16 protein-coding genes are annotated in these 15,511 nt (G+C 62.7%); 12 read left to right on the top strand and 4 right to left on the bottom strand.

The genetic code is table 11. The annotated features are described in order from the left end of the window. The 10 genes from VIO10_RS16025 to VIO10_RS15980 all read left to right on the top strand — a co-directional run bounded on the left by VIO10_RS16025 (window position 1) and on the right by VIO10_RS15980 (window position 10,570). Entirely contained in the window at window positions 1-609 is a 609-nt protein-coding gene (locus VIO10_RS16025; RefSeq protein WP_331966629.1) for an aminodeoxychorismate/anthranilate synthase component II, read from the top strand. Further along, on the top strand, window positions 606-1,655 hold the full coding sequence (trpD, locus tag VIO10_RS16020) for an anthranilate phosphoribosyltransferase (RefSeq protein ID WP_331966626.1): 1,050 nt from the start codon (window positions 606-608) through the stop codon (window positions 1,653-1,655). Before VIO10_RS16025 ends, trpD begins: the two co-directional genes overlap by 4 nt. After that, window positions 1,652-2,452: an indole-3-glycerol phosphate synthase TrpC gene (gene trpC / locus VIO10_RS16015; protein WP_331966623.1), complete on the top strand. Its 801-nt coding sequence runs from the start codon at window positions 1,652-1,654 to the stop codon at window positions 2,450-2,452. Before trpD ends, trpC begins: the two co-directional genes overlap by 4 nt. 1 nt (window position 2,453) lies before the next feature. Continuing rightward, the gene (locus VIO10_RS16010) at window positions 2,454-3,062 is read left to right on the top strand and encodes a phosphoribosylanthranilate isomerase (protein ID WP_331966619.1); all 609 of its coding nucleotides are present in this window, start codon (window positions 2,454-2,456) and stop codon (window positions 3,060-3,062) included. Further along, window positions 3,043-4,236 carry a tryptophan synthase subunit beta gene (trpB, locus tag VIO10_RS16005; protein WP_331966617.1) on the top strand — a complete coding sequence of 398 codons (1,194 nt, stop codon included), beginning with the start codon at window positions 3,043-3,045 and terminating at the stop codon, window positions 4,234-4,236. Before VIO10_RS16010 ends, trpB begins: the two co-directional genes overlap by 20 nt. A 4-nt stretch (window positions 4,237-4,240) precedes the next feature. After that, on the top strand, window positions 4,241-5,092 hold the full coding sequence (trpA, locus tag VIO10_RS16000) for a tryptophan synthase subunit alpha (RefSeq protein WP_331966614.1): 852 nt from the start codon (window positions 4,241-4,243) through the stop codon (window positions 5,090-5,092). Further along, a complete protein-coding gene (gene accD, locus VIO10_RS15995) occupies window positions 5,085-5,978 on the top strand; it encodes an acetyl-CoA carboxylase, carboxyltransferase subunit beta (protein WP_331966611.1) in 894 nt (297 codons plus the stop codon). The genes trpA and accD overlap by 8 nt, the downstream gene beginning before the upstream one ends. Window positions 5,979-6,338: 360 nt before the next feature. Beyond that, a complete protein-coding gene (locus VIO10_RS15990) occupies window positions 6,339-6,536 on the top strand; it encodes a hypothetical protein (protein ID WP_331966608.1) in 198 nt (65 codons plus the stop codon). A 160-nt stretch (window positions 6,537-6,696) separates the two neighbouring features. Further along, window positions 6,697-8,007 (top strand): folylpolyglutamate synthase/dihydrofolate synthase family protein, encoded by a 1,311-nt coding sequence (locus VIO10_RS15985; protein ID WP_331966605.1) that lies wholly within the window; start codon window positions 6,697-6,699, stop codon window positions 8,005-8,007. Further along, entirely contained in the window at window positions 7,988-10,570 is a 2,583-nt protein-coding gene (locus VIO10_RS15980) for an LPS-assembly protein LptD (protein WP_331966602.1), read from the top strand. The genes VIO10_RS15985 and VIO10_RS15980 overlap by 20 nt, the downstream gene beginning before the upstream one ends. Window positions 10,571-10,591: 21 nt before the next feature. Here VIO10_RS15980 and VIO10_RS15975 read toward each other — a convergent pair whose 3' ends face one another. Further along, window positions 10,592-11,503: a decaprenyl-phosphate phosphoribosyltransferase gene (locus tag VIO10_RS15975; protein ID WP_331966599.1), complete on the bottom strand. Its 912-nt coding sequence runs from the start codon at window positions 11,501-11,503 to the stop codon at window positions 10,592-10,594. A gap of 131 nt (window positions 11,504-11,634) precedes the next feature. On the opposite strand from VIO10_RS15975, the gene VIO10_RS15970 reads away from it, so the two are divergent. Together VIO10_RS15970 and VIO10_RS15965 are read left to right on the top strand one after the other, a co-directional pair. After that, the gene (locus VIO10_RS15970; RefSeq protein ID WP_331966596.1) at window positions 11,635-12,696 is read left to right on the top strand and encodes a phosphotransferase family protein; all 1,062 of its coding nucleotides are present in this window, start codon (window positions 11,635-11,637) and stop codon (window positions 12,694-12,696) included. An 8-nt stretch (window positions 12,697-12,704) separates the two neighbouring features. Beyond that, a complete protein-coding gene (locus VIO10_RS15965; RefSeq protein ID WP_331966593.1) occupies window positions 12,705-13,361 on the top strand; it encodes an NUDIX hydrolase N-terminal domain-containing protein in 657 nt (218 codons plus the stop codon). A 422-nt stretch (window positions 13,362-13,783) separates the two neighbouring features. Here the strand turns inward: VIO10_RS15965 and VIO10_RS15960 are convergent, their stop codons facing one another. From VIO10_RS15960 to VIO10_RS15950, 3 genes are read right to left on the bottom strand one after another with little or no spacing between them, the layout of a single operon-like run. Then, window positions 13,784-14,302: a hypothetical protein gene (locus VIO10_RS15960; RefSeq protein WP_331966591.1), complete on the bottom strand. Its 519-nt coding sequence runs from the start codon at window positions 14,300-14,302 to the stop codon at window positions 13,784-13,786. A gap of 6 nt (window positions 14,303-14,308) precedes the next feature. Then, window positions 14,309-14,893, bottom strand: a complete 585-nt coding sequence (locus tag VIO10_RS15955) for an anti-sigma factor family protein (protein ID WP_331966588.1) — start codon at window positions 14,891-14,893, stop codon at window positions 14,309-14,311. A 7-nt stretch (window positions 14,894-14,900) separates the two neighbouring features. Then, window positions 14,901-15,479 (bottom strand): sigma-70 family RNA polymerase sigma factor, encoded by a 579-nt coding sequence (locus VIO10_RS15950; protein WP_331966585.1) that lies wholly within the window; start codon window positions 15,477-15,479, stop codon window positions 14,901-14,903. Window positions 15,480-15,511: the final 32 nt, after the last annotated feature.

Raw genomic sequence — 15,511 nt, 5'->3', positions numbered from 1 at the left:
ATGGCAGGCAATGAAAAAGTCCGAATCCTGATGATCGACAACTACGACTCGTTTACCTACAACCTCGTGCAGTACCTGGGCGAACTCGGCGCAGGAGTCACCGTCAAGCGCAACGACGCCATCGACGTCGCCGGCGTTCGCGCGCTTCATCCCGCCGCGGTCGTCATCTCGCCCGGACCGTGCACTCCCGCGCAGGCCGGAATCTCGCTGAAGCTGCTGCGCCAGATGGCGGGTGAAGTTCCGATTCTCGGCGTGTGCCTCGGGCTGCAATGCATCGGCGAGGCGTTCGGTGGGAAGGTCGTGCGCGCCGGTCGCCTGATGCACGGCAAGACCTCGCCGATAATTCACGATGGCAAAACGATTTTCGCGGGAATTCCCAGCCCGTTCGACGCGATGCGCTATCATTCGCTGATAGTCGATGCGGCGTCGATTCCGCCGGCGCTGGAAGTCAGCGCCCGCACCGCGGAAAACGAAATCATGGGGCTTCGCCACAAACAGCACGCGGTCGAAGGCGTGCAGTTTCATCCCGAATCGATTCTGACCTTCGAAGGCAAGCATCTGCTGAAAAACTTTCTCGACCGGATCGATCAAGAGGAAAACGCGCGATGAGCGGACTGCACGGCGCGCTGCAAGCGCTCATCGAGGGGCGCTCGCTCACCGGCGCCGAGGCTGAACTCGCGATCGGCGAGGTCATGGACGGCGGCGCGCACGACGCCGTCGTGGGCGCGTTTTTGTTGGCGCTCAAAATCAAGGGCGCCGAGGCCGATGAGCTGGCCGGCGCGGTGCGTGCGATGCTTAAGCGCGGGCGTCCGCTCGATCTTCGCGCCGGCGACGTGCTCGACACCTGCGGAACCGGCGGCGACGGCGCCAGCACCTTCAACATCTCGACCGGCGCCGCGTTGATCGCCGCGGCGGCGGGCGTGCCGGTCGCCAAGCATGGCAATCGAGCGATCAGCGGCACAGTCGGCACTGCCGACGTGCTCGAGGCGATGGGCGTGAAAGTCGATTGCGATCCGGATGGGCTGAAACGATGCCTGGACGCGGCGGGATGCTGCCACATTTTCGCGCCGGCGTATCATCCCGCGTTCAAGCAGCTTGCGCCGCTCAGACGCGCGCTCGGAATTCGCACCATCTTCAATCTGATGGGCGCGATCGGCAACCCTGCGCGTCCGCACTTCCATCTGTTGGGCGTCGCCGAGGAGAGCCTGGTCAGACCGATGGCGCACGCACTCAGGGCGCTCGGAACCCGGCGCGCGATGGTCGTGCATGGCGACAATGGAGTTGACGAAATCGCGCTCGACGGTCCGACCCATGTTACGGAACTCCGCAATGGCGAGTTGACGGAATATGAAATCACGCCGGAGAGCCTCGGCGTGTCGCGCGGCGACCATCGCACGCTGGTGATCAGGAATCTCGACGACGCCGTTCGGGTCTTGCGCGGCGCGCTTGATGGCGGCGCGGGCCCGGCGCAAGATGTGCTCGCGCTGAACGGGGGCGCCGCAATTTACGTTGGCGAAATGGCGGCGTCGCTGAAAGCAGGCGTCGATGCGGCTCGCGAAATTATCGCCACCAGCCGCGCGCTGGAAGTCCTCGACAAGCTGCGTCGCGCCAGCAGCGGAGAAATCCCGAAAGAAGTCCCAAGAAAAACACAATGACCTCGATCCTCGACAACATTTACGCCGCCAAACGCGCCGAGGTGCGCGCTCGACGCGCAGTGGTGTCGCCGATGGCGATCGTCGCCGAGGCGGGGCGCGCGCCCAAGCCGCGCGATTTCGTCGCGGCGTTGCGCGCCCGGCGTCCCGCGATAATCGCGGAGATCAAGCGCGCGTCGCCCACCAAGGGCGACATTATGCCGGGACTCGATCCAGCCACGGTCGCCCGCGAATACGTCGCCAGCGGAGCGGCTGCCATCTCCGTTCTGACCGACGTCCATTTCAAGGGCTCGCTCGACGATCTGCGCTTGGTCCGCGCCGCCGTGGATGTCCCGCTGTTGCGCAAAGACTTCATCTTCGAGCCGTACCAGGTGTACGAAGCGCGCGCGGCAGGCGCGGATTGCATTTTGCTGATCGCCGCGATGCTGAAAGAGGGAGAGCTGCGATCGATCGCGGCGCTCGCGCGTGAGCTTGGGATGGCGGCGCTGGTCGAGTCGCACGATCCCGGCGAGTTCGCGCTCGCGGAGAAAATCGGCTCGGGGCTGGTAGGTATCAACAACCGCGACCTGCATACTTTTGTGACCGATATCGCGGTGACCGAGCGCCTGCTGGCGGGCTATAGCGGCGACGCGGTGATCGTGACCGAAAGTGGAATCGATTCGCCCGGCGATATTCGGCGGCTCGACGCGGCGGGCGCGCGCGCGTTTCTGATCGGCGAGAGCCTGCTGAGAGGCGCTAAGCCGGGTGCGAAACTCGTCGAGCTGATGAATGCATTTCGGGGGGCGCCGGCGCGGAAGTAAGATGACGGTTCGCGTGAAAATTTGCGGCATAACGCGCATCGAAGACGCGCACGCGGCAATTGCCGCCGGCGCCGACATGATCGGTCTCAATTTCTACGCGAAAAGTCCGCGTTACGTCGCGGTCGATCGCGCCCGGGAGATTCATGCGGCGATTGGCTCCCGCGCCGCGGTGATCGGAGTGTTCGTTAACGCCGAGCGCGCCTACATAGATGACCGATTGCGCGCCGCGTCGCTCGACATGATCCAGTTCTCCGGCGACGAGGACGGCGCGGCGCTCGCGGGTTGGCCGGTTCCGTCGATTGTCACAAACCGGCTGAAGCCGGGCGAAATGCCGGGCGCGACGCCGCGCCGCGCGGACTACGTGCTGTTCGACGCCTTCGATGCAAAGCTCCGCGGCGGCTCTGGAAGCCGTCTCCCGCTGGATCAGCTTCGCCGGCTGGACTTGAGCCGCGCGTTTGTCGCCGGCGGATTGAATCCCGACAACGTCGCCGAGGTGGCCGCACTCGGCCCTTACGCGGTCGATTGCGCCAGCGGCGTCGAATCGTCGCCGGGCGTAAAAGACCACGATAAACTGAGGAGCTTCGTAAAAAATGCAAAACGTTCCCGATAGCCGCGGCCATTTCGGTCAGTTCGGCGGAAAGTACGTTGCGGAAACCCTGATGCCGGCGCTGTTCGAGCTCGAGAGCGCCTACAAGCAGGCGCGCCGCGATCCAAAATTCCGCGACGAGCTGGAGCAGCGCTCACGGGAGTTCGTGGGACGCCCGACGCCGCTCTACTTGTGCGAGAATCTCACGGCGCGGCTCGGCGGCGCGAAAATTTATTTGAAGCGCGAGGACCTTTGCCACACCGGCGCGCACAAGGTGAACAACACTCTGGGACAGGCTCTGCTGGCGGTGCGCATGAACAAGTCGCGCATCTCCGCCGAGACCGGCGCGGGACAGCACGGCGTCGCCACCGCGACGATGGCGGCGCTGTTTCGCCGCGAATGCGAAGTCTTCATGGGTTCGATCGACGTCGAGCGTCAATCGCTGAACGTCTTTCGGATGAAACTGCTCGGCGCGAAGGTCACTCCCGTCGAGGGCGGCAGCAAGAGCCTGAAGGACGCGATGAACGAGGCGTTGCGCGATTGGATCGCGACGGTGCGCAACACTTACTATCTGATCGGCACCACCGCGGGACCGCATCCGTACCCGATGATCGTGCGTGACTTCCAGTCGGTCATCGGGCGTGAAGCGCGCCGCCAGATTCTCAAACACGAAGGGCGTATGCCCGACGTGCTGGTCGCGTGCGTCAACGGCGGCTCGAACGCGATTGGACTTTTCTATCCGTTCATCAAAGACAAGGCTGTGCGGATGATCGGGGTCGAGGCTGCCGGGCTGGGCATCAGCGGACCGCATCATGCGGCCACGATCACGACGGGCAGCGTCGGCGTTCTGCACGGCAACAAGACTTACCTGCTGCAGGACGAGCTCGGACAGATTCGCGAGACGCATTCGATCGCCGCCGGACTGGACTATCCGGGCGTCGGGCCCGAGCATTCGTGGCTGAAGGATGTGGGCCGCGCCGAATACACTTCGGTTACCGACGCCGAGGCGCTCGACGCTCTGAAGACGCTGTCGGAGACCGAGGGAATCATTCCGGCGCTCGAGAGCGCTCATGCGGTGGCGCACGCAATCAAGCTGGCGCCGCAACTGGCGAAGGAACAAATCATGATCGTGAATCTGTCGGGGCGCGGCGACAAGGACATGCAGACGGTCGCCAAGGCGTTCGGGGTGACGGTGTAGGATTATGGCATCGGCGGGCAGAATCAAACGTAAGTTTCGGGAGCTGCGCGCGCGCGGCGAGGCGGCGTTAATCCCGTTCATCGTTGCCGGCGACCCCGATATGGATACCACGCGCAGGCTGGTGCTCGAACTCGAGGCTCGCGGCGCCGACTTGATCGAGCTGGGCGTGCCGTTTTCCGATCCGATGGCCGACGGACCTGCCAACCAGCGCGCGCTGGCGCGCGGACTCGGCGCGGGCGCGTCGTTGGCGGCGATTCTCTCGATGGTGAGCGAGCTTCGGGCCCAGACGCAGATTCCGATTATCCTGTTCGGGTACTTCAACCCGATCTTTCACTACGGATGCGAGCGGTTGTGCGCGGACGCGGCGCGGGCGGGAATCGACGGGATACTTACGGTCGATCTGCCGCCCGAGGAAGCCGGCGAGCTCAAGCGGCCCGCGCGCGCCAATGGTCTCGACATCATCTACCTGCTCGCACCGACGACGCCGCTGGACAGGAGCCGCGCGATCGCGCGCTCGGCCAGCGGCTTTCTCTATTATGTATCGGTGACGGGAGTGACCGGCGCGCGGGCGCATCTCGACTCCGGCATTGCAGAACATATGCGCGAGCTGCGCAGCGTCACCGATCTGCCAATCGGCGTCGGCTTCGGCATCTCGACCCCCGCGCAGGCCGGCGAGGTCGCGACCATGGCGGATGCGGTCGTTGTCGGCAGTGCGATTTCCCTGCTGATCGAGGCGCACATCAAGTCCGGCGACGCGGTGGCGGCGGTGGGCGGACTGGTCGGCGCAATGAAGGATGCGATGAAGTCGGCGCGCGGCGGCGAGCGCGCGCCCGGATTGGGGGACTGCGATGGCTGAACGCGAACCGACGACCGTCGCGGCGCCGGCGCCGTCCGACGACATCTGGACGAAGTGCCCGTCGTGCAAGGAGATGGCGTTTCGCAAAGAAGTGGAACGCAATCTGAACGTGTGTCCCAAGTGCGGATATCATTTCCGCGTCACCGTCGCGCAGCGGCTTTCGCTCGGCGTCGATCGCGGGACCTGGCGCGAGCTGATGGCCGACATGTCCATTGGCGATCCGCTCGGCTTCGTCGATTCCAAGCCGTACCCGGCGCGGATGGAACAGGCCCGGGCGGTCAGCGGCCGCAACGATGCGGTGGTGGTTGGAATCGGCAAAATCGAGAATCGGCCGGTGGCGATCGGGGTAATGGATTTTGAATTCATGGGCGGCAGCATGGGCGTGGTGGTGGGCGAGAAGCTGGCGCGCCTGTTCGACATTGCGCGCGAGCGCAAGCTGCCGGTGATCGTGTTCGTTGCGTCGGGGGGCGCGCGGATGCAGGAAGGCGCGCTTTCACTGATGCAGATGGCGAAGGTATCCTCCGCGATCGCGCGATTTCGCGACGCGCGGCTGCCCTACATTTCCGTGCTGTGCGATCCGACCACCGGCGGTGTGGCCGCATCGTTTGCGATGCTCGGCGATTTGAATATTTCGGAGCCCGGCGCGCTGATCGGTTTTGCGGGCCGGCGGGTGACCGAACAGACCAGCAATCAGCAGCTTCCCGACGACTTTCAGCGCGCGGAGTTTTTACTGGCGCACGGGATGCTGGACGCGATCGTCCCGCGGCATCAGATGCGCTTCACGCTGTCGCGAATCCTGGCGATGCTGACGAAGCCGCGTGGCAATCGAGGTGCGGGCGCGGGCGCATCGAAGGGCAAGGGCAGGCGCGGCGGGGAAGGGTCCTGATTTGCGCGTGGTTGCCTTAGCGGGTGTTGAACCTCTCCCGGCGCGCTAGGAATCGCGCCGACCTCTCCTCGGACAAGGAGAGGTTAATCCGGGGTCCCTCGGCTTCGCTCGGGATCACACAAAAAAAGAGAATCGTTGCTGGAGCCGCAGATCCTTCACCTGCCGGCTGCTAGGCTCCCGGCCGCGTCTCCCGTAAAGTACGCCGATTGGGTCGTGTCCTAATTTGACGTTGCGAATGGCACCCGCTCGCGCGGCTGGCGTCACGGATGGGCTATGGTCAATGGTTGAGCTACTTGATGAGGCAGGCACATGAAGAGAGACTTCGCGCTTAGAATTGATTCCCTCTTGGGCGGGGTTCGGTTGAATCTTGACGCCATTGTCGAGTACATGCGGCGTCATGTTCCGATGGGCGACTTATCGGAGGAAGAATTCAAGAAGTATGTCCATTTCATTGGCATGAGCATGTACGGCACGATCGAGTTTTCGACCGAACTTTATCGGCTGTTTCCCGACATTACGCCTGATGAGTTGAAGGGCGGACGACCTAAGTCAAATTAGCGCACTACCGGCGAGGTAAGAATCGGGCGCGGCCTCTCCCGAGCAGAGAGGCGCAGGAAAAGATTCGGGGTCGCTCGGCTTCGCTCGGGATGACACGGGAAGGGGACTGTGGGCGGAATCTTCCGCCATCGAGTGACAGGCGGTAAACTCCGGGCTGGAAATGGACCAGCTTGCCAAGACCATCGACTGGCTCTATTCGCTGGAGTCGCGCGGCGAGATCTACAAGCTCGAGCGCATGGACGCCGCGCTCGAACTGATCGGCAATCCGCATCGCCGGATTCGCGCCGTGCATATCGCGGGCACCAAGGGCAAAGGCTCGGTGGCCGCGATGCTCGACAGTTGCCTGCGCGCAGCCGGCTACCGCACGGGACTCTACACCAAGCCGCATCTGATGAACCTGGCGGAGCGGACGCGAGTCTCCGGCGCCGAAATTGGGGCGGCGCAAATGCTCGACTATATCGAGCGGCTGCGCGCGATTTACGATCACGCGGGGCTGGCGCTCACGTTTTTCGAGTTCACGGTCGCGATGATGTTCCTGTACTTCGCCGACGCGGGCGTCGAGTGCGCGGTGGTCGAGACGGGACTGGGCGGGCGGCTCGACTCGACCAATGTGGTGACGCCGATTTTGAGCGTAATCACGCCGATTGGTTTCGACCACATGGAATATCTCGGCCACACGATCGCGGCGATCGCGGGAGAGAAGGGCGGGATAATCAAAAGCGATGTCCCGGTCGTGATTGGCGCGCGCGACCCCGATGCGCGGCTGGTGCTGACGTCGCTTGCCGCGCAGCGCCGAAGCGCCGTGCGTTTGATCGATCGCGATTTTTCGTACCGATCGCATGCCCCGGCGCATCGATTGGACTACCACGGTCTTGGACTGGAAATCCGCGATCTCGAGATTGGACTCGCGGGTCCATTTCAGCATGAGAACGCCGCGATTGCGGTGGCGTCGCTCGAGGCGCTGCGCGCGCAGGGCTGGCGAATAGACGAGGACGCCATCCGCCGCGGCATCCGGGAAGTATGCTGGCCGGGGCGCTTCGACGTCGTCTCGAAGCGGCCGCTGGTTATCCTTGATTGCGCGCACAACGAGATGAGTATTGCGGCGCTGCTCGAGACGATGAGCGTCGAGCTCGGTCCGGGGGTGAAACCGCGCCTGATATTCGGCTGCCAGTCGGCCAAGGAATGGCCCACGATGGCCGCGATGCTGGGTCGGCGCGTGCGCGACGTCACCTTGACGCGGGCCCAGCCCAAAAGCCCGCTGGAACCGGAGGAACTGGTGGCGCATTTCGCGGCGCACTGTCCCGCTCGCGTCGAGCGCGATCCGATCCGCGCGATCGAGCGGGTGATTTCCGAACTGGCGCCCGATGACGTGGCGCTAATCACGGGTTCGGTGTATCTTATCGGCGAAGTTTACCCGTATTTTCTGACCCGCGAGGGGCGAATTGGGTTGTTTGCTGAAGCCGGCGCTTAAAAGAATTGCGATCGCGGTTTTGCTGGCGTGGGCGGCGATGCTCTCACCGGCTAGCGCCAACGCGGACGCGCCGGCCGCCCCCCAGCCCGCCAAGCGCTCGAAGGGGGTTGCAGTTCCTGCCCCGGTCCGCACCGAACACGGCGAAGAACCGATCACCGTCACCGGCCAGGAAACGATCTACGACTCCAAGACCGACACCTTCGTGGTAAAGGGCGACGCCGTCATGAGCCAGGGCGGCAGCGTGCTGAAGGCCGACGAGATCGACGTAATGCGCCGTGAGCGCCAGGCCCGCGCGATCGGCCACGTCCATTTGATCGATCCGGAAATCGAAATGTGGGCGACCGACGGGACGATCGACATTACCAATGAGACGATGGTGCTCAACAACGCCAAGGTGTTGGCGAAAAAGAATATTTACCATCTTGAAGGCAAGCAGATCGTAAAGCTCGAGGGGCAGAGCTACGAGGTGAAGGATGGATTTTTTACGACCTGCGGATGCGAGAAGGGCACGCCCGACTGGTCGATAAACGCGGCGCAGATGGTGGTGAACATGGGACACACCGGCACCGCCAAGAACGTCACCTTCAACGTGGCCGGCTACCCGATACTAGCGTCGCCCTACTTTGTTTTTCCGGCCGATACTTCGCGGCACAGCGGCCTTCTGATGGGGCGAGAGGGCGAATCGGGACTGCGCGGATTTCAGTGGCTTCAGCCGTACTATCTCGCGATTGATAAAAGTTCCGACGCGACGGTTGCGCTCGACGTCGAGACGTCGCAGCGAATCGGCGGCCTGGGCGAGTATCGGTTGGTCAACGGGAAGGACGATTATTTCTGGGTGGATGGCGCGTTCTACAACGAGTCGATCCGGTCCGATGCGAATCGTTTGCGCGACATGGTGGACCCGCAGATCGCCGATCCGCACATCCCACTGGACCGCTACGGGGCTATCGGGATGATGCGGGAGCATCTCACCAACGATCTGATCGCATACGGCGACACAATTTCCGTCAGCGACAGCCTGTACCTGCGAGAGATGGATGTGTGGACGTTGTCGCACGGCTTTGCGGCCACTAACTTCAGCTCGATGCGGGATGCGCCGTCGGATTTCGGGTTGCTTGATCGATTCGAAGACGCGTACGTGCGGCTGGGAGGCATCTGGAATCAGGATCTGATTCAGCCGCAACAATTCGCGTTGCAGCGGCTGCCCGATCTGACGGTGACCGGACGCCAGGAACTATTCGGCAACCTTATGTTCGCGGATTACGATGCGGAGGCGGTTAACTTCTACCGGTATAAAGGGATCGATGGCGCGCGGCTGGACGCCAATCCTCGGGTTACACTGCCATGGCGGTTGGGCGACTACCTCCAGGGTTACGGGGAGATAGGTGCCCAAGCGGCGTTCTATGACACTGCCGGACATAACCTGAAGATCATTCCAGTCGGAACCGCACCCAAGTACCCCAACCTCACTTGCGCAAACGGTGGCGGTCAGCAGCTCGTTTTCAATAATTGCGTTGCGCTGAGCTCCCTCAGTGCGGAAGGCACCAGCGCACGAATCGTCCCATATGCAAAAGCCGGAATCTCAACGATCCTCGATCGCGTTTACGACGTCCAATGGAAGTCGATCGAGAAGCTCAAAAATACGATCGAACCGTTTGCCAACTATTACTACGTGCCGAACATTTATCAGGGCAACATGCCCTTGTTCGATTCGTTCGATCGTCTGAACTCGCGCAGCCTCTTCAGTTATGGGTTCACCACGCGCCTGTTCGCCAAGTCCAGTGGATTGCCGCCGGAGGAGACGACCACCGACACGACTGCGACCGAAGGATTATCCGATGCCGATTCGACCGGTGGACCGCCGCACGAAGAACCCATCGCGGACTCGTTGGTGCCGCACGCCGGAAACATCGTCCGGGACGGTGAGCATTCCTCGCAGCTCGGCTCGTTGACGATACAGCAGGCTTACGACCTTGGGCACCAAGTGTCCGATGGATCGGACATGTCGGACATCGAGGCGCTGTTGCACGTCTATGCGACCGAGGTTATGGCATTTAGTTCGCAGGTCGACTACAGTCCGCGACCCCACGCCGGGGTCACGTTTGCCGACGCGGCGGTGAGTTATCAGCCGCCGTGGTCGAGCCAAGGGTCTGAAATGGCTATGGGCAAGGCGCTGCAAGGCTCGTTCCTCCAGTTGGGATTCAACTACGCCAATCGACGCGACACGGTCTTGCCCGGGACGAACAAAAACGCCGCGGAGTTCATATCGGGAGCCGCGTACACAGAACTATTCGATTTCATGGGCGTTTACTTTGCGCCCAGCTACGATATTACCTCGAATCAAGCGCTGTATACCGAATATGGCGTGCGGCTGAAATCGGCGTGCGATTGCTGGGCGGCGGACTTCGGAGTCACCGATTCGTACAATCCCAATGACGTACAGTTCCAGTTCCAGTTGACGCTTGGCGGTTTGGGCTCGTATGGGCAAAGTCCGTTTGGACGCAATCCGTTCCAGCAACTGGGCCTGGTCGGCTCGCCCACCGGAGTTCTGCCAAATTATTGAGAGCGCGCGCGAATCGCAGTCCTAGAAGTACAACAACGCGACATCGGTAAGGATCCACAGCGCGACCGCGAGCATCAGCGGCCGATCGTGGAGCAGCGCGCTGGCGGGGTCGCCGCCTTCGTTGCGCTCGTCGATCAGGTACAGATAGCGCAGGATTCCGAAGGCGACGAACGGCGCCGTCAGATAGAGATGCCGGCTCCCGAGCTTCGCTTCGACCTCGGCCGACGCGGTGTAAATCATGTAGCTGACGAGAGTCGCGCCGGCGACGATTGAGATCATCTGATCGACCAGCCGGACGCTGTACTGCGAGAGCGCGCTGCGATGCGCGACGGCGCCGTCGCCCAGCGCAATCAGCTCGTGGCGTCTGCGCGCCAGCACCAGGAACAGCGCCAACACGAACGTGATGAAGACCAGCCACGGCGATACCTCGACGTGGATCGCGACGCCGCCGGCGAATGCGCGCAGCACGAAACCAAGCGCAACCGCGATGACGTCGATCACCACCTGATGCTTGGCCCACAGCGAATATCCAAGCTGAAGCGCGACGTACAGCAGTGCGATTCCCACGAATGCCAGGCCCAATACGATGCTCAACACGCCCGCAATCGCAGCCAGCGAGAGGGCCGCCCTGCCTGCCGCGGCAACCGTGATATCGCCGCGCGCCAGCGGGCGGTCGCATTTTTCGGGATTCAGTCGATCCGCGTCGCGGTCGGCGATGTCATTGAGAACGTAACCGGCGCTCGAAAGCGCGCAGAACGCGACGACTGCGATGACCGCAAGCACGACGTCGTGCAAAACGAACAGACGCTGGCCGAATACCAACGCCGCCAATACCAGCGCGTTCTTGATCCACTGATGGGGCCGCGCCAGGCGGATAATCGCCGCCAACTGGCCGGTGCTCTGGCTGTCGTTCAACTTTGGCGCCGCGTTCACTGCATTTCTTTGTATAGGTCTGCGCTTTGCCGTCGCAAGACGCCGCTCGCGGAGGCGGCGGCAGCCGAATCGGCGCGGCCAGGTCAATTTCACTTGACCGCGAGCTGCGTTTGCGAAAACAGTACGGCTCGATGAGTACTTCGACGCAGGAAAAAACCGGGCCGTCGGCCACGGTCGATCTCGCCGGCTTGAAGCGGTTCCTCGATGAGCAAAAGCTCGGCGGCACCGGCGCGCTTCGCTCCGAAAATATCTCGTTCGGCCATTCCAACGAGGTCCATCTGATTCATTTCGATGGCCATTGCTGGGTGCTGCGCCGCCCGCCGCGTGGATCGCTGCTCCCGACCGCGCACGACATGATGCGCGAATACCGCGTGCTCAAGGCTCTCCAGGACACTGCCGTGCCGGTGCCGCGCGTATACGCGGTGTGCGACGATCCGTCATATCTCGGCGCGCCGTTTTACCTGATGGAGTACATGCGCGGCGAGGTAGTGCGAGCCAACAACCGGCATTTCGCTCAAACCCCCGAGCTTCGCCGCCGGGTCAGCGAGCAGATGGTCGAGGTGCTCGTCGCGCTGCAGGAAGTCGATTGGCGCGCGGTCGGTCTTGAGGGTTTCGGACGGCCTGACGGCTACCTCGAACGCCAGCTCAAGCGATGGTCCGATCAGCTCGAGCGCACGATTGTGCACACCCGCCCGCTGCCCGTGATGGAAAACGTCAAGGATTGGCTGCGCGCGAGAATCCCCCAGTCGCCGCCGCCCACGATTGTCCATGGAGATTACAAGCTCGACAACGTGATGTTCGACCCCAACAGCGCCCGCGCGATCGCCGTGCTCGATTGGGAGATGTCCACCATCGGCGATCCGCTGGCCGATTTGGGCTGGATGCTGACCTACTGGCCCGACCCAACCGACCGCGCGGCGGGCGGCGTGATCGCCAGCATGGACGCCGCCGAAGGATGGATGGCGCGGCGCGAGATGATCGATCGATACGAGCGCCGCACCGGGCGCGCGATGTGCGATTTTTCCTTCTATCAGGCGCTGGCGCTGTTCAAGCTCGCGATCATCATGGAGGGCAGCTACGCCCGATTCGTGCGCGGACAGGCCGACGATCCTCTGTTCGCCGGCATGAAGCAGCTGGTACCCGCGCTTGCCGACGCGGCCTGGTCGGTGTGCGGTTGCGCGTCGAGCGGCTAGCGATTCCAATGCCGGATTCTGATCTGCTCGCCGAACTGGCGCGCTTCATAGAACGTATAACCGCGATCGCGCGGACCGGACTTGCCTTCAAGCCCGACGGCTTCGACTCCGAACGCTACGAGGAATTGCTCAAAGAGGCCGCCCGAATCCATGCGGTCCTGGCCGGTGCGAGCGACGAAGATGCCGAAGCATTGCGCCGGCGATGGCGCGAGCAGGTGATCGCCGGTTACGAAGGATATGTCACGGCGGCATCGGGATGCGGCGTGATCGCATTCAACCAGCGCGACGAAATTCTGTTGATTCAGCGGCCGACCGGCAAATGGTGGTATCCCACCGGGTTCTGCGATGTCGGCGTATCGCCCGCCGAGAACGCGGCCAAGGAAGCACGCGAGGAAACCGGGCTTATCGTCGAGCCCGAGCGCCTGATCGCCGTAATCGACAGCAAGAAGTACGGCTCACCCGCCCGGCATATCTACTCGATGCTTTTCTATTGTCGAATCGTCGGCGGCGAGCTGAAGCCCAATCCGCTCGAGGCGATTGCCGCCGGTTTCTTCCCGCTCGACCGTTTGCCGGAGCCGATGCACGGGATCGATCGCAAGTGGATTGCGCTGGCGCGCGAGTTCCACTTCGACGGCCGCGTCGCGCCTTATTTCGACCGGCTCTGACCGCGCTCCGTTGGCGGGCGGGTGCCGTGAAATAAGGCGACGGGGTCGAGAGGATGAGGAAAGAATCACCTGCGCGGTGGGCGCCCGTTGCGACGGGGGCGCGGTTGGTCGCGGCGGCGACGGCGCAACATAAATCGCGAGATACGCGCAACGCGTCTCCCGCTCTCGGCCGCGGGAGAAAAAGACGCATCCTACGGATTTTTCGATTAACGGTGGCCAGGGGGCACCCCTGGCCGTGGCGACGGCAGCGCAGTATTAAGCCGTTGGCAAGGGCCGCGCCCGCCAACGGTGGGCGGTCGTTGGCACGACAGGCCAGTATTTAAGAAACCGCGCGCCCGCGGCAGTGACCGCGCGCGACAACGGAGCGCGGCGTTAATACCGGGTGCAGGGCTCAGCCCTGCGGGTGCAGGGGTCACCCCCTGCTAGCGGGTATTTGCCTGGGCCGGGGTGCCCACTTGTGCCTGCATCGGATGCGACCCGCCGGTGCTTGCGCCAATCGAGATGATCATCATTCCCTGCTCGTAGCGCGGGCCGCCGACGATCAACGTCCCATTGTTCTTGAGCTTCAGGTCGGTGGTCATCAGCGGGCGCGTTCCGTCGAACAGCACGATCTCCATCGCGATCATGTCGCCGTCGATGGCGCGTGGCTGCACGTGGAGAATTTTGCCGCCCGGCAAGGTGAACGCGATCATCTTGCCGCAATCGGTCTGCCCCTCGCTGTGGCCGATCAGGCTGTAAGTCGAAAAGCCGAATAGGCCCCGCAGCTTCGCGCCCATCGGCGCCAGCCGCGGGTCGGTTCCCTCGTTGGTATCCGCGGCCATAACCGAGTCGATATAAACGGTCACCTGCCTCGGTCCTGCCTGAGCGTAGGTGATACCCTGCGCTCCGAAGGCCGTGATCGCGATGATGAGGCAGGCGAGGCTACCGGGGCGCAGCGTCATGGCGACCTAAGGCTGATCGGGCAACCAAATGACGGTCGTGTCCCTGCGAGGCTCGCTCCAGACTGCGACCGAATGGTTTTCCGACTCGAGCCGCGAGATGTCGGCATGAGAATCGTTATCCGCCATTGTAGGCTCGCCGGGCGTCGCTTCCGCCACTTGATTTGCCGCCGCGGCGGCTTCGTGCTCGGCCTTGGCGATCGAAGTGGCCGAGTGCGGCGCTGGATTGGCGAACTGCTCAGCATACGGAGTCATCAGAATTATCGTCACGACGGCGAACGCCGCTACCGCGCCGCCCCAGGCGAAGCCCGAACCGACCGAGTCCGCCTGGCGCCTCAGGAAACGCGCGACTCTGGTCAGCACCGGCTGTGGCAGGCGATCGACCCGAGCGATCACGGCGCTCGAAAATCCTGCCAGCGACGGCTCTGCCGCAATCGATCTGAGGTCGCGTCCGAGCGTCGAGTAATCGGCCAGGATTCCGGTGCAGGATTCGCATCGCGCCAGATGAAACGCGACTTCCTGCATCTCGTTGGGCTCGAGTTCGGAGTCCTCGAACGCGCCGAGCATCATGCCTATTTCACCGCATTCAGCCATATCGCGCTCAGCTCCCGGCCACGTCCTTCAAGATGTTGCGCAGGTGGGTTCGGGCATAGTGCAACCTGCTCATGACCGTTCCTCTCGGACACTGCAAAACGTCGCTGATTTCGTCGTACGACATTCCTTCGACTTCGCGTAAAAGTATCACTGCACGATGTTCCGGCGTCAACTCCTCCAGCGCTTGCTTTAGGCGCGCCGAGAGTTCACTGCGACTGACTTCCTTGAATGAATCTCCCTGGCTGGTCGGCATCCTGCTGATTTCATTATCGGCGTCTTCTCCATGAAGGACCACATGGCGTCCCTCGCGGCGCCAGAAATCGATCGCGAGGTTGGCCGCGATTCGATACAGCCAAGTTGAAAAGCTCGATCGCGATTCGAATTTCGAAAGGTTTTCAAAGGCGCGGACAAAGGTTTCTTGCGCCAGTTCAAGCGCGTCATCCTGATTGTGTACTACCGCCAGCGCGACTCCGACCACCCGGCGCTGATAACGTTCCACCAAAACGCCAAACGCCTCGGAATCGCCCTTGCGGGAGCGATCGATTAGCTCGGCTTCATCACCGTCGTGGTGGCCTGGTGTTCTCAACTTAAGTAGACGCAGGTGCGGGTGACTAAATT

This window comes from Candidatus Binatus sp., from assembly GCF_036567905.1.
GTDB lineage: Bacteria > Desulfobacterota > Binatia > Binatales > Binataceae > Binatus.
This window is presented reverse-complemented; position numbering and strand designations above follow the sequence as displayed.

Excerpts from the sequence above, each read along its gene's own strand:
- trpB (WP_331966617.1), top strand. The coding sequence starts at position 3,043 with ATGCAAAACGTTCCCGATAGCCGCGGCCATTTCGGTCAGTTCGGCGGA.
- trpD (WP_331966626.1), top strand. The coding sequence starts at position 606 with ATGAGCGGACTGCACGGCGCGCTGCAAGCGCTCATCGAGGGGCGCTCG.
- VIO10_RS15970 (WP_331966596.1), top strand. The coding sequence starts at position 11,635 with ATGAGTACTTCGACGCAGGAAAAAACCGGGCCGTCGGCCACGGTCGAT.
- trpC (WP_331966623.1), top strand. The coding sequence starts at position 1,652 with ATGACCTCGATCCTCGACAACATTTACGCCGCCAAACGCGCCGAGGTG.
- VIO10_RS15955 (WP_331966588.1), bottom strand. The coding sequence starts at position 14,893 with ATGGCTGAATGCGGTGAAATAGGCATGATGCTCGGCGCGTTCGAGGAC.
- accD (WP_331966611.1), top strand. The coding sequence starts at position 5,085 with ATGGCTGAACGCGAACCGACGACCGTCGCGGCGCCGGCGCCGTCCGAC.
- VIO10_RS15965 (WP_331966593.1), top strand. The coding sequence starts at position 12,705 with ATGCCGGATTCTGATCTGCTCGCCGAACTGGCGCGCTTCATAGAACGT.
- VIO10_RS15985 (WP_331966605.1), top strand. The coding sequence starts at position 6,697 with ATGGACCAGCTTGCCAAGACCATCGACTGGCTCTATTCGCTGGAGTCG.
- VIO10_RS15960 (WP_331966591.1), bottom strand. The coding sequence starts at position 14,302 with ATGACGCTGCGCCCCGGTAGCCTCGCCTGCCTCATCATCGCGATCACG.
- trpA (WP_331966614.1), top strand. The coding sequence starts at position 4,241 with ATGGCATCGGCGGGCAGAATCAAACGTAAGTTTCGGGAGCTGCGCGCG.
- VIO10_RS16010 (WP_331966619.1), top strand. The coding sequence starts at position 2,454 with ATGACGGTTCGCGTGAAAATTTGCGGCATAACGCGCATCGAAGACGCG.
- VIO10_RS16025 (WP_331966629.1), top strand. The coding sequence starts at position 1 with ATGGCAGGCAATGAAAAAGTCCGAATCCTGATGATCGACAACTACGAC.